General features: G+C 60.7%; 11 protein-coding genes. 7 read left to right on the forward strand and 4 right to left on the reverse strand.

All coding sequences use genetic code 11. The annotated features are described in order from the left end of the window. Positions 1 to 36: 36 nt before the first annotated feature. From H9L41_RS09250 to puuE, 4 genes are read right to left on the reverse strand one after another with little or no spacing between them, the layout of a single operon-like run. Complete coding sequence (locus H9L41_RS09250; protein WP_034607133.1) at positions 37 to 534, reverse strand: ureidoglycolate lyase; 498 nt, start codon at positions 532 to 534, stop codon at positions 37 to 39. Between the two features lie 2 nt (positions 535 to 536). Further along, a complete protein-coding gene (gene alc, locus H9L41_RS09255; protein WP_308419632.1) occupies positions 537 to 1,652 on the reverse strand; it encodes an allantoicase in 1,116 nt (371 codons plus the stop codon). After that, complete coding sequence (locus H9L41_RS09260; RefSeq protein ID WP_028446683.1) at positions 1,613 to 2,224, reverse strand: LysE family translocator; 612 nt, start codon at positions 2,222 to 2,224, stop codon at positions 1,613 to 1,615. The genes alc and H9L41_RS09260 overlap by 40 nt, the downstream gene beginning before the upstream one ends. Next, a complete protein-coding gene (gene puuE, locus H9L41_RS09265; protein WP_028446684.1) occupies positions 2,224 to 3,153 on the reverse strand; it encodes an allantoinase PuuE in 930 nt (309 codons plus the stop codon). Before puuE ends, H9L41_RS09260 begins: the two co-directional genes overlap by 1 nt. 314 nt (positions 3,154 to 3,467) lie before the next feature. Between puuE and uraD the strand changes: the two genes are divergently transcribed. From uraD to H9L41_RS09300, 7 genes are all read left to right on the forward strand, one after another. Further along, on the forward strand, positions 3,468 to 3,983 hold the full coding sequence (gene uraD, locus H9L41_RS09270) for a 2-oxo-4-hydroxy-4-carboxy-5-ureidoimidazoline decarboxylase (protein ID WP_028446685.1): 516 nt from the start codon (positions 3,468 to 3,470) through the stop codon (positions 3,981 to 3,983). Between the two features lie 708 nt (positions 3,984 to 4,691). Next, the gene (locus H9L41_RS09275) at positions 4,692 to 6,317 is read left to right on the forward strand and encodes a SpvB/TcaC N-terminal domain-containing protein (protein WP_187523768.1); all 1,626 of its coding nucleotides are present in this window, start codon (positions 4,692 to 4,694) and stop codon (positions 6,315 to 6,317) included. Between the two features lie 68 nt (positions 6,318 to 6,385). Next, on the forward strand, positions 6,386 to 9,997 hold the full coding sequence (locus tag H9L41_RS09280) for an RHS repeat domain-containing protein (protein WP_187523769.1): 3,612 nt from the start codon (positions 6,386 to 6,388) through the stop codon (positions 9,995 to 9,997). A gap of 29 nt (positions 9,998 to 10,026) precedes the next feature. Then, positions 10,027 to 10,500, forward strand: a complete 474-nt coding sequence (locus tag H9L41_RS09285) for an RHS repeat-associated core domain-containing protein (RefSeq protein ID WP_187523770.1) — start codon at positions 10,027 to 10,029, stop codon at positions 10,498 to 10,500. Then, positions 10,473 to 11,027 carry a hypothetical protein gene (locus H9L41_RS09290; protein WP_187523771.1) on the forward strand — a complete coding sequence of 185 codons (555 nt, stop codon included), beginning with the start codon at positions 10,473 to 10,475 and terminating at the stop codon, positions 11,025 to 11,027. Before H9L41_RS09285 ends, H9L41_RS09290 begins: the two co-directional genes overlap by 28 nt. Positions 11,028 to 11,159: 132 nt before the next feature. After that, complete coding sequence (locus H9L41_RS09295; protein WP_157462008.1) at positions 11,160 to 11,708, forward strand: hypothetical protein; 549 nt, start codon at positions 11,160 to 11,162, stop codon at positions 11,706 to 11,708. Between the two features lie 1,109 nt (positions 11,709 to 12,817). After that, complete coding sequence (locus tag H9L41_RS09300; RefSeq protein WP_157462009.1) at positions 12,818 to 13,144, forward strand: hypothetical protein; 327 nt, start codon at positions 12,818 to 12,820, stop codon at positions 13,142 to 13,144. Positions 13,145 to 13,274 lie beyond the last annotated feature (130 nt).

Consider the following 13,274-nt stretch of genomic DNA (forward strand, 5'->3'; position numbering starts at 1 on the left):
CCTGCCCGACCGGTTTCCGCCGTCGGTGCGCGGGCGCTAGTCCACCGTCCCGATCCGCATCGGCTCGGCGAAGAAATGCTCGTCGCAGTTGTTGCCCGGCCCGCTGCGGTCGATCACCAGGAAATCGGCCCCCCGGTCGAGCGCCAGCAGCGGGTGGTGCCATACGCCGCGGCCGTAGTTCACGCCCTGGTCGCCGCGGGCCAGGAAGACCCGCACCGCGGCCGGATCGGGCGCCGGGCCGGCCGGCGCCACTGCCACCAGGTAGCGGTGGCCCGACAGCGGGATGAAGCACTGGCTGCCGAGCGGATGGCGCTCGAGCATGACCACCTCGAACGGCAGCGCACGTGGCTGGCCGCGGAAGATGCTAACGATCGGCCGGCCGGCCTCGTCGACCTCGATCTTCATCAGGTCGTGGTAGCGCTCGGTATTGCCGCCGTTGATCGGGAAGTGGCGTACCGCGTCGCTTGCTTCGATCACGTCGCCGAACGGTGCGAAGGCTTCGCGGCTCAGGGGCTCGATGGGCAGCGTGCGCATCGTTAGAGCCTCCCCCGGCCCGCCAGCTTGCCCCACAGCCGCAGCCGCGCCACGCCGCCGTCGGGGTGGACGTTGAGCCGCACGTGGCTGATCGGGCCGAGCGCGGCGATCTGCTCGGCGAAGGCGTGCACCGAGTCGGCGCGCATCGGCTGCTCGGGCAAGAGCGTCGGCCAGAACATCGACTGGGTGACCAGCGACTGGTCGGTGCCGCCTTCGACCAGGGCGGCCTGGATCGACACGCGGTCGGGGAAGTTGCCCTTGAAGAAGGCGGTGTCGACCTCGATCCGCTCGACGATGCCCGGCGCGCCGAGCTGCAGGATGCACCAGTCGTTGCCCGGCTCGCGGCGGCGGCGGGTTTCCCAGCCGTCGCCCATGTTGAGGCTGTTGCCCGGCAGGATCAGGTTCTGCGCCACGCCGAAGTGGGCGTCGTTCCAGGCCACCGCGCGGCCGCCGTTCTCCAGCGCGACCAGGTCGATCGGCCGGCCATGGTCGAGCGCGGCGAAGTCGATCAGCGGCTGGCCGTAGACGCGCAGCCGGGCGATGCCGCCGTCCGGGTAGATGTGCACGCGCAGATGGCTCCAGGCGCCGTCGTTGTCGATGCGCAGCAGGTGGTGACTGTTGCCCTTGAGGCTGGTGGCCGGCAGCACCTCGGTCCAGGCGGTGTCGGCGTTCGGTTCGCCGTCGAGATTGCAGGCCTCGATCGAGACCGCCGGCGCGTAGTTGCCCGTGAAGTGGCTGGTATCGACGTCGAAGCCGTAGATGCGGCCGCGGCGCCCGAGCTGGACGATGGCCCAGTCATGGCCGGTGCCGCGCTTGCGGCGCGATTCCCAGCCGTCCATCCACTTGCCGTTGTCGTCGTACTTGCCCGGCACGAACACCGCCGGCTCGGGGTTCAGCATGCGCTCGAGCGGGGCGAAGAACTGGTCGCTGGCGGCCAGCGCGCGGGCGCCCAGGCGCGGATTGGCCAGGTCGATGGCGCGATGCGCCCAGTCGGGCAGCTCGGCGGCGGGGGCGACGATGGGGCGCCGGAGGCGGGTGCGACCATGATGTGTGTCCTCTGTTTGATATAGGGGGTGGATCAGCGCAGCGTGATGGCGAGGCCGGCGCCGACGAAGCACAGCGCCGACAGCCGCATGAAGGTGGGGCGCGCCGCCGCGATGCGGGCCGCGCCGGCGGCGGCGATCGCGCCGTAGCCGAGCTTGCAGGCCAGGTCGACCGCGATCCAGCCGGCGATCATGGCGGCCAGTTGGCCGGCCAGCGGCGCATCGGCGCGGACGAACTGCGGCAGGAAGGCGACGAAGAAGGCGATGTCCTTGGGATTGCTGATGCCGAGCAGGAAGGCCTGGCGAAACAGCGGGCCGAAGCGCGCGGCGGCGGCATCCGCCTGGCCGACGGGCCGCAGCGCGCGCGCATCGCGCCAGGCGCGGAAGCCGAGGTAGAGCAGGTAGGCCGCGCCCAGCCACTGCATGGCGGCGAACAGCCGCGGCGAGGCCAGCAGCAGGGCGCCGAGCCCGAGCGCCGACAGCGCCAGCAGCAGCACCGAGGCGCTGACGCCGCCGAGGAAGGCCGGCCAGGCCCGCCACAGGCCCAGGCGTACGGTATTGCTCACCATCAGCAGCGACAGCGGGCCGGGGATCAGGATCACCACGGCGATCGCGGCCAGGTAGAGGGCGAAGGCGTGCGCGCTCATCAGCGGGCCGCGTAGGGATGGCGTTCGGCCCAGTGGCGGGCGATGTCGACGCGGCGGCAGACCCAGACCCGGTCGTGCCGCTCGACGTGGTCGAGGAAGCGTTGCAGCGCGCGGAAGCGGCCGGGCCGGCCGAGCAGGCGGCAGTGCATGCCCACGCTCATCATCTTGGGCGAGTCGGCGCCCTCGGCATAGAGCACGTCGAAGCTGTCGCGCAGGTATTCGAAGAAATGGTCGGCGGTGTTGAAGCCCTGCGGCGTGGCGAAGCGCATGTCGTTGGTGTCGAGCGAGTAGGGCACCACCAGATGCGGCCGGCGGCCTTCGGCGGTCGCCACCTCGGTCCAGAACGGCAGGTCGTCGCCGTAGTAGTCGCTGTCGTAGAGGAAGCCGCCGCGCTCGACCAGCAGCCTGCGGGTGTTGGGGCTGTCTCGGCCGGTGTACCAGCCGAGCGGCGCCTGGCCGGTCAGCCGCTCGAGGATCTCGATGCCGCGTGCCATGTGCTCGCGCTCGGTGGCCTCGTCGACGTTCTGGTAGTGGATCCAGCGCCAGCCGTGGCAGGCGATCTCGTGGTCGAGCTCGACCAGCGCGCGGGTCAGCTCCGGGTGCCGCTCCAGCGCCATCGACACGCCGAACACCGTGAGCGGCAGGCCGCGGCGCTCGAACTCGCGCAGGATGCGCCAGACGCCGGCGCGCGAGCCGTATTCGTAGATCGACTCCATGCTCATGTGGCGGGCCGGGTAGGCCGCCGCGCCGACGATCTCGGACAGGAACTGCTCGGAGGCGGGATCGCCGTGCAGCACGCAGTTCTCGCCGCCCTCCTCGTAGTTCAGCACGAACTGCACCGCGACGCGGGCCCGGCCCGGCCAGTCGGCGGCCGGCGGCGTCTCGCCGTAGCCGATCAGGTCGCGCGGATAGGAGGAGTCGCTTGCCATGGCATCTATTCTTTCGTTGGGGCGGCGGCCCGGCGTGGGCCGGGCCGCGGCGGTTGCTGCCTGGGTACTCAGTTTATTGTTGGACAAACCGGCCGATTCGGCGCGACCAGCTTGGGCGACCCGCTGGCGCGGACCGCTCGGGCGGCCGGACGGGCATGGCCGGCCGCCTCCTGCCTGCCACGGCGACGCGACCGGGCAATCGGGCCCGAGCCGCGTCACGCCGTTTTCTCGGCGCGGTTTGCGGCTTGAAAGGTAACTATATGAGTAGTAGATTGTCAACAATCTAAACGACAAATTGCTGGGAGACTGACGCGATGGCTACCGTACTGACGCTGGACGAGCTGAACCGCCTGCCGCTGGAGGGCTTCACCGCGGCGCTGGCCGACATCTATGAACATTCGGACTGGATCCCGGCCTCGGTGCACCGGCTGGCGCCATTCGCCGGGGTCACCGCGCTGGCGGCGGCGATGGTCGACGCGGTGCGCCGCGCCGGCCGCGACGCCCAGCTGGCGCTGCTGCGCGCCCACCCGGAACTGGCCGGCAAGGCGGCGCAGGCCGGCACGCTGACTGCGCACTCGACCGACGAGCAGCGCGGCGCCGGCCTGGTGAACCTGAGCGAGGCCGAGCGGCAGCGCATCGCCGAACTGAACCGCGCCTACCAGGCGCGCTTCGGCTTTCCCTTCATCATCGCGGTGAAGAACCACGACAAGGCTGGCATCCTGGCCGAGTTCGAGCGGCGCAGCGGCAACGATCCGGAGACCGAATTGGCGACCTGCCTGGAGCAGGTGCACCACATTGCGCGGTTCCGGCTGGATGCGTTGCTGGGTTAGGGGCCGATCTCGGTTGCGGCCGCCGTATAGCGGCTGCAATATAAAATTTCTGGAAATGCGATATAGTCGCGCGTCCTTTAAGGATGTTCGCGCTTCCTATGGCTTTGTCGATTAAATTGTCTTGCCTTGCCCGAAGCAATGCGTTCTGCATTTAATTCTCTAGATCAATGAGTCAGGGGTTATGAAAAATGAATAAATCGAAGCTTGTTCAGATCTTGGTCTTGTGTCTGGTTTGGTTCACTCCGACATTGGCTGTCGCGAATTCCTCATTCGCACGAACGACGGTATCGAGCGTGGTAGTCCATGACTTTGGCACCGGAGTTCTGATTCAGCTTGCTGCGATGCCCAATGCCGAGGGATGTGCTCAGAGCGGCTATTACATGCTCGAAAAGAGCAATCTTTCAAAGAGATATATGCGGCCGTATTGATGGCCTTCTCGACCGGTGCAAGCATTCAAGGCTGGGTGCACGGCTGCAGCGATTCGCTCGGCTATCCCAAGCTGACGCGGATCGATCTGGTCAAATAATTGCAATTGGGCGCGGGTATCCTGCCCACCCTCCCTGCTCGTGGTGCACTGATGAGATCTGCTTGCCGGTCCGGATCGGGGCGGCGGCAATTGTGTCGTCCCGTCAGATGAAATCGAAAAGAGTCTGCTTCATCCAGCTGAATGCCGCCAGGCACCGCCTGCTGGAATAAGTGGGAATTTCTTTGAAAGAAGATCATATGAATTGGCAAAGAATGTATGACAAGCGGATGCGCTCGTTCAAGCGACTGCTTGCGCTTCCGACATTCCTGTTCGTGCTCGCGGTAGGGCCGGCACATGGGGCAGCCCAGCCCAGCGCTTATCTTCCGCCGATCATCGATCTTCTCCTGCAGGACGATTCGGGCAGCAATTCCAGTCCGGGAGCGGATACGCCGGTGCCTCCCGCTTCCGTCAGCCTGGGTACGCTGCAGTTGCCTCATCTAGCCAATGCCGATGCGGGTTTGGTGCCGCAGGGCAAGGGCAGCGTGAAGCAAGGCGAGGCGCTGTACGACGTGCCGATCGTCGTGCCGCCCGGGGTGAATGGCATGACGCCGAATCTCTCCATTCATTACGGCAGCGGCGAGAAGAATGGACTGTTGGGCATCGGCTGGTCCTTGTCCGGCCTTTCCTCCATTCATCGTTGCGGCTTGGTCTTTGCGATCAATGGCGCGACCGGGCCGGTCGGGCTGGGCACGTCCGACAAGCTTTGCTGGAATGGCCGGCAATTGCTGCTCGCCAAGGGAACCGACTACTGGGCCGCAGATGCCGAATACCGGCTCGAGATCGACGACTTCAGCCGGGTCCGCCGCAGCGGGAATGGTTTCCTGGTGCAGACCAAGGACGGCCTACAGCATATCTTCGGACAGACCGCCGATTCGATCGTCGAGGCGCAGGGAAGCACTGCGGTATTAAGCTGGGCGTTGTCGCGGTCGTCGGATCGGTCCGGCAATTTCATCCGCTACAAGTACACCGAGAACACCGCGGAAGGGGAAATCTACCCGGCCGAGGTTGCCTATGGGACGACGGGCACCGGTTCGGAAGTCGTGATCGCTTCGGTCAAGTTCGAATATAAGGTACGCAGCGACATTCTTTCTGGCTACCTGGGCGGCGCCAAGTCGAAGATAAAAAACGTGCTGTCCAAGGTCACCACCTATGCCGAGAGCACGGTTGCATCCACTTATTCGCTCGAATATCGGCAGAGTAGGGTATCGGGCGATACGTTATTGCAAACGGTAAGCGTGTGTGCGCGCAATCCGGTATCGGGCGCCACGGAGTGTGTGCCGAGCACCAAATTCGAATGGAACGATGCGGCTATAGCGGCTGCCTCTATCTTCAAACTACGGGCAACGACCCCATTGGCCGATATAAACGTGAGCTCGGCTTGCGCGTTGTCGATCGGTGATTTCAATAATGATGGAAAATCCGATCTGCTGACCAATAGCAAGGGGTTTTACACCGGTATTGCCGGTGGGTTCGAATACAGGACGGTGACTGGTCTGCCTGTTTCGTGTTACGACGGGCGTCGAGTCGTTGGTGATTTCAATGGCGATGGCGCTTCGGACTTGATGATTGCCAAGGATAGCTTCATCTGGACGACGTGTCTGTCTGATGGTCAGGCAAATCCCGATTCAGTTGTACCGATTCGCCCAGGACCGATGGAACCGAGGCTAACTATTTCGGGCAGGATGGATTCGATGTCCTCCCGATCGGCATCCGTGGCAACGGAAAGAACGCGTTGTTCTTTTCATCGGGAAAGGCTTGTGAATTCGCTTCGAATAATACACTTTCTTGTAATGGAGTCAGGAATGTAGTTGGGGGGCTAGGGTCGTTCATCGATTATCCCTACTACGCCAGCAAGGTCGCCTATCTGCAGCATGATATGAATGGCGACGATTCGGAGGATGTATTGAAAGCTGTATTCCGGCCGTCTCCCGATTCGGATTCGCGGGATATCGTTCTGGAGCAGAATCTATGCCAGTTCAAGGGTGGAAACGCCGCAGGTGCCGAATTGGCTTGCCAATATCAAGAATATACCGGTGCACCATCCGACTTTTTCTGGGAAGAATGGTCGAGCCCGGATTTCAGCGTCGATATTAATGGAGACGGACTGGTCGATCACATATTAGGGACCGAGCGGCAGAATGGCCAGACTTTGAATCTACTTTGCTTATCCCGTGGAACGGGATCGTCCGATTGTTCGCCGATTTCGAGAATTGGTGCGGTGGGCGATTTCGACGGTAGCGGTAGGATCGGCCTGTTGACGATGGATAAGTCCTCCCTTTGTTACTGGAGCGGGGCTGGGCTGCAGTGCCGGCCGGTAGCCATTCCAGGTTTCGAACCCATCCGAATCGATCCCTATGACACACCGCCTGGGCCGATTTTCGAGATGGGTATTGCGGTCTATTCGATGCCTAATTTCCAAGGAAATGGAAAGACAGCCCTGCTTGTGGCCGATCGTAACCAGAATCTGCGCCTGTTCAGTATGGAAGAAGGGACGACGCGCCCCGAAAAGATCGTCGCAGCCGTCGACGGCTTGGGCCGCCGTATGGAAATCGACTACGCCGAACCAGGCGACAGTTCGGTTTACCAGGCGAAGGCGGTCGACGTGCAGGACGCAGCCATTCCGCATGTCTATCCGCAACGCGAACTGGCGACGGCCAACTATCCGGTCAAGGCGATGCGCTACGGCAATGGCCAGGGCGGCTGGCTGGAGACGCGCTACCGTTATTTCGGCGCAGCATTCGATCAGCAAGGCCGTGGTCATCTCGGCTTCGCCCGCATCGAGACAACCGATGTGACGAGCGGCCTGCGCAGCGTGGACATCTATGCCCAGGGCCATCCGTATACCGGCATGCTCAAGCAGCAGCGCGTGTTCACCACGGGTGGCGCCGCAATCCTGGATTCGTCTTACACGCTTGATCGCCAGGTGCTGACTCAGGCCAACGGCCAGACCACGGTCTTCCCATATACCAGGCAAAGCCGCGTGTCCCGTCAGGAGCTCAATGGCGCCAATATGGAGACCACCACGACCGTCAATAGCTACGGCGATGGTTGGGGCAACCTGACCCAGCAAGACATCACTGTTACCGGCGACGGCAACAGCTACCTCACCAGCATTTCGACGGTCTACCGCAACGACAGTACGAATTGGCTGCTCGGCCTGGCAACGCGGCGGACGGTCAGCAAGACCCGCGACGGCATCACCGTCCCGCGTGTGATGGCCTATGACTACGACGCCAAGGGCCTGCTGAGCAGCGAGACGGTGGAGCCCGACGACACCAGCCTGCTCTTGAAGCTGGCGACGATCTACGATCGCAGCGGCAATGCCTTCGGCCTGGTCAACAAGCGAATCCAGACCTGGTGGGATCAAGCCAGTTCGAAAGCCCGTAGCCGCACGCCGGAAGACGTGGTGTACGAGGCCAAGGGCCGCTTCCCGCAAGTAGTCAAGAATGCGCTCGGCCAGGCCGAGACGCGGACCTACGCGCCGGCGACCGGCGCCTTGCTCAGCGTCGTCGACCCGAATCAGCTGACGACGCGCTGGGAATACGACGGCTTCGGTCGCAAGACGCGCGAAGTGCGCGCCGATGGTACGGAGAGCCGCTACTACTTCAAGCAGTGCCCCTCGGGCTGCCCGGCTTATGCGGCGAGCGTCGCCATTGTCGATCATCTCAAGGGCGCCGAGCGCATCGCCGTGCCCAGCTTGGTTTATAGCGACAATGCCGGCCACGTGGTGCGAAGCCAGAGCTATGGCTTCGACGGCCGCGTCGTCGTCAGCGATTCTCGCTACGACAGTCGCGGGCGGCTGTGGGAAGAAGATCAGCCGCGCTACCTGGACCAATCCGCGGTACTCGAACAGCGCTACGCCTACGACGCACTCGATCGAGTCGTTCGCCTCACGGTGCGGGATGAGGGCGGCGTGGAACGCAGCGCGACCACCGACTATCAGGGTTTCACCATCACCCGGACCAATGCCAAGGGCTACAAGAAAGTCGATGTCAACGACGCCCTGGGCCTGCTGGCACAGACCACCGACGGGGCTGGCGTGCTGAACGTGCTGACCCGCTACAAGCGCGATCCTTTCGGCAACCTGAGCCAGACCATCGATGCCAACGGCAATGTGATCAAGGTCGAGTACGACAAGCTGGGCCGCAAGACCGATCTGCGCGATCCGGACCTCGGCTGGATCCACTATGACGTCGACCCGCTGGGCCTCGTCTGGAAGGAGACCGATCCTCGGCTGCGGGCGGCGACGCAATCCACCCGGACGCAGTACGACGATCTGGATCGCCCGATCGTGCGCTTCGAGCCGGATCTGGAAAGCCATTGGATCTACGACCACGCCACCACGGCGGGCCAATGCGCGAGCACCAAGAGCTGCGGCCTGCTGGTGGAGAGCTACGCCGGCACGCCCTCGGTCAAGGATTACCGGCGCCTGCAGACCTACGATAGCCTGGGTCGACCGAGCACCACCACGACATTGCTCGATACCAGCTATGCCGTAACCCAGGCCTATGACGCCTGGGGCCGGCCTGGTCTGCGGACGATCCAGCGGCGAGATGGGGCGGTGAAGGGCTACGACCACCGCTACAACGCGATGGGCTACCTGGTCCGGATCGAGCGCGGCAGCCTGGTGCTGTGGCAGGCCAATGCGCAGGACGCATCCAACCGCGTGCTGCAGGCGAGCCTGGGCAACGGTCTGCTGACTGATACGGTCTATAACCCCAACACCGGCCGCCTCACCAGCGACACGCTCAAGACCGCCGCGGGCGCGGTGCGGCTGCAGGAGGGCTACCAGTACGACATGTTGGGCAACATGGCGCAGCGCAGCCAGTACTGGAACGGCAGCACCGGTTTCATGGAAAGCTTCGGCTACGACGCCCTGAACCGGCTGGAGAACAGCACGGTCAGCGGCAAGCCGCAGCAGGTCTTCGCCTACGACGCGATCGGCAATCTCAAGAGCAAGACCGGCGTGGGCAGCGGTGCCTACGTCTACCCCGCGCAAGGCGCGACGGCGCTCCTGCCGCACGCGGTGCAGAGCATCCCCGGCATCGGCACCTTCACCTACGATGCCAACGGCAACCTGACCAGCGGAGCGGGCCGGACGATCACGTGGACCAGCTTCGACATGCCCAAGAAGATCATCAAGGGCAGCGTATCGAGCGAGTTCAGCTACGGGCCGGAGCATCTGCGGACCAAGCAGGTGAAATCGGACGGCACTACGATCTATTACGCGGGCAACCAGGAAGTGGAGAGCAAGTCCGGCGTGACGACGATACGGACTTACTGGCCGGGCGGCGTGGGGATCGAGGTCGACACCACGAGCGGCAGCACGACGACGACCACGCAGACCTGGGTGCACACTGACCGGCTGGGCAGCGTGATTGCATTCACCGACCCGAACGGCAACTTGAAGGAGAACCTGGCCTACGACGCCTGGGGCAAGCGGCGGACGCTGGACGGGCGAGCACGCCCGATGCGCTGGAAGGTCTGAACGATAATAAAGGCTTCACCGGCCACGAGATGCTGGACGGGCTAGACCTGGTGCATATGAACGGCCGGATCTACGATCCACTGGTGGCGCGCTTCATGAGCGCCGATCCGATCATCCAGGCGCCCGAGTATGGGCAGAGCTATAACCGCTATACCTATGTGTGGAACAATCCGACCAATCTGACCGATCCGACGGGGTTCGAGGCGGATGGCGCAGACAATGATTCCGATTCGGACGGGGAGAGTTCAGGTGGTGTGAATGCCGACACTTCGTCGACGAAGTCCGAAACATCGGAACCGAAAGCAGGAGCATCGGACTATGAGGGAGATTGGGTCTATTCGGATGGTAGGCGAGTAGCTGGTTATCGTTCTGGTACGGCAGGGCCTCCACCCGGCGCAGTCGGTTTTGAACCTGCAGAATCTGAGCGCATTTCGGTAACGGGCAACCACCGCGCTTCTTCAAGCAGTGGTGGAGGATGGTCGGCCGCGAAGAAGGGGGGGTAGCCAATTCTAGCTTCAAATCGGCCAATTCCGATAAGGGCTGGTGGTCAAAGGCTACTGATGCATTTGCCAACGTATTCAAAGGTGTGGCGAACAACTTTTGGCTTCAGGCAAGCGCAATGAATGGCGATCCCGATGCGATAAGGTATTTTGAGGACAGGGCGCGGCAAGATCAATTCACGAGTGGCTTTGCTGCTGGTGTGGCGGCTGTTGACGACTTTCGCCAAGGCGGGCCTCGTGCGGCAGGTACCTTGGCTGGCAATGTCGTATTAGGTACTGCCGTCAAAGGCGTGATGTCGCGGTCGAATTCGGCTGTTTTGCTGGCTGATGCAAATAGAGCAAGAGACATCATGATCGAAGTGATGGCCAAGCGACCGCGATCTTCACGGCCGCAGACGGTGACCGCCGGTTACAATACCAAGACGGGCCAAGTGGTGGCCGCTGCTTGCGGTAGTGGTGAATGTGCAGAGGCCCATGTTGTGAAGCAATTGGGGGGGATAAATCGGTTGTTCGATTTACCCAAGCAATGAGAGTAAATGAAGCTCGCCGAGGGATCAGCATGCAGCAACCGATCTGTGCAATATGCGAGGGGGAGTATGGTCGTTCGCCATTTCCTGCGGGAACCATATATCAAAGTGACTCTTGGTAATCGGAAAGAGTATATGAAAACACCCTGGGAAATTTCGCTGTTCGATTGGAGCGTGAAGGGATCATGTGGAAGGCCTTTGGAACCGCATGAAGTGTTTGAATTGATATTCACGCATGATAAGGATAAGGCGGTTAAGGCATATTCTCTCGTATGCCAGGAGGTCGGTCAGAACGGGTGGCTGTATCCTTGTGCGTTGCCCGTATTGAAGACCATTCTGGCATGCTTGCCCATTTGTAGTGCCGTCTCGAAAATCCACTGTCTGGATTTGATAGCGCTTATTGTTGCTTCGGAATCCGCTCCGGGTGCTGAGGATGTTGAAAAGCACTGTATGGTCGAAGTGAGGAACGCATTCTGGCTATTTGCCCATGGGGTGCAATTTGATGATGAAAAATTGATTGGATCGTATGTGGACATCTTGGGGTGTCTGGGTATGAAAATATCGGAATTGAAAGGTATTTCTCTGGCGTACTTGGAAATGGCACTCACTAGGGCTGTACCGGAGTACGACGTCGAGATGGTAGAGAACACCATCGAAGAGCTGAAACAGTCAAAAGCACTTTAGCACTGAACTGCTTCTTTTTTAAGTCAGGTTTTCCATCCATCGAATGTGCCTGGACAAGGAGTACCGATGTGCGAATAAAATGCAGCATTGGGTTGGATGGACATGCTGGCCATATATGGCCGAGCATAGAGCTCGGAGTAAGATTTATGCTTGAAGAGGGAGAGATCGATGTGTGGAATAACTGATCTTTAAAAGATTGTTCTGAATGATAGGGAAAGAATTTTTATGAGGATCTTGCTTAAAAAACCCGCGCGGACAGCTTAAGAATTTATGTGGGGCTTTCTACTGGTGAGATTTTATTAGCTCCGGGCGGTGTGTTGGCGATTATGCCTGGATTTGATGATGAGTCCCTTTGAGGTACATTATCGCAGCGATCCTATTATCATATGGGTTGCTCGTGGGCAATCGGCAGGTTTTATACTAAATAGAATGCTCAGTGGAGAGAAAAATGAGGCGTTATGCGACCAGTACATTTGGTGGGGTCGAGTGGGGGATGCCATAATTGGTGGGTGATGAAAGCGATTATTTGCTTAGGTAGCAATTCTCATCACTGTCTAAAGTGAGGTAATTGTCTTTTATGGGTAACGGCATAAGTATTCTGGAGGCGTGTATGAAGCAAGCCTTATTTCTTGGGGCTGCATTTTCACTGCGGGCTGGAGCCGCTGTAGAATGTATGGAAGTGCTCATATCAGCGATTGCGCACAAGGACGGCGGAATCTATTTCACCACAGACAAGACGTGCAGCAGCGGTTGGTGCCAAGTCGCCCGGAGGTAATATATATGTCAAAAATGCTTAGCGATGTTGCTGGCCGGGAAGTCCGCAGGTAAGCGTGCAATTTCTGTTGGCCTTCAATCAATACCTGTACCGGTAAGAATCAGACTTTCGCATCTCCTGGCTATATGAACATGGTGAGTTGGCATTGGAACGCTACCTTGGGTCTTCTTTTTTCTTGGTTGCTTATGGCTAATAATTAGCCTTGGCTCAATGCAATCATGCTTCCCGTCGTCCGCATTATGATGTATATATTCTGATCGAGGTGTAGTGTAAGGTCGCACTGGGTACTCCCTTGCAATTTCGGTATTACTAACTTACGAGGCTAATCGTGAATATGAAAAAACTCATCGTACTGTTGCTGTCGCTCGTTCCCTTTGCAGCTCATGCCGCAGAGCAAGACATTGCCGTCAGCAATTTTCAGGTCTGGGGCAACGTAGGCGCGAACAACGTGGTCCGTGTGACCACGCCCGGCACTACCGTGGCCAACCCTTCCGGCTGCAGCGACACGGATTCCTATATGGTGGCGTCCACGCTGCCTAAAGATGCGCAGGCGCGTATCTTCGCCATCTTGGTCGTCGCTCGCAGTGCTGGAGCGGCCGTCACTTTGCGGATAAGTGGTTGTGAGAACAACCGGCCTGCGATCCAAACCGCTTATTACTGAACGCAAAAAGCAGTGGGTAGCTCCCGGAAATCCGCTGCTTATCTAGCTTTATGCCCATGCCTTGCCGATGATCGCATCTGGCGTGGTTGCGGACATCGCGGCCATTGCGGCGAGCCGGGCGTGTTCTTGC

This window comes from Chitinimonas koreensis (assembly GCF_014353015.1).
Classification (GTDB): Bacteria; Pseudomonadota; Gammaproteobacteria; order Burkholderiales; family Chitinimonadaceae; genus Chitinimonas; species Chitinimonas koreensis.

Coding starts and splice junctions, on each gene's coding strand:
- H9L41_RS09260 (WP_028446683.1), bottom strand. CDS start 2,224: ATGAGCGCGCACGCCTTCGCCCTCTACCTGGCCGCGATCGCCGTGGTG.
- H9L41_RS09300 (WP_157462009.1), top strand. CDS start 12,818: ATGAAAAAACTCATCGTACTGTTGCTGTCGCTCGTTCCCTTTGCAGCT.
- H9L41_RS09280 (WP_187523769.1), top strand. CDS start 6,386: ATGAATGGCGACGATTCGGAGGATGTATTGAAAGCTGTATTCCGGCCG.
- H9L41_RS09285 (WP_187523770.1), top strand. CDS start 10,027: ATGCTGGACGGGCTAGACCTGGTGCATATGAACGGCCGGATCTACGAT.
- puuE (WP_028446684.1), bottom strand. CDS start 3,153: ATGGCAAGCGACTCCTCCTATCCGCGCGACCTGATCGGCTACGGCGAG.
- uraD (WP_028446685.1), top strand. CDS start 3,468: ATGGCTACCGTACTGACGCTGGACGAGCTGAACCGCCTGCCGCTGGAG.
- H9L41_RS09290 (WP_187523771.1), top strand. CDS start 10,473: ATGGTCGGCCGCGAAGAAGGGGGGGTAGCCAATTCTAGCTTCAAATCG.
- H9L41_RS09250 (WP_034607133.1), bottom strand. CDS start 534: ATGCGCACGCTGCCCATCGAGCCCCTGAGCCGCGAAGCCTTCGCACCG.
- H9L41_RS09295 (WP_157462008.1), top strand. CDS start 11,160: ATGAAAACACCCTGGGAAATTTCGCTGTTCGATTGGAGCGTGAAGGGA.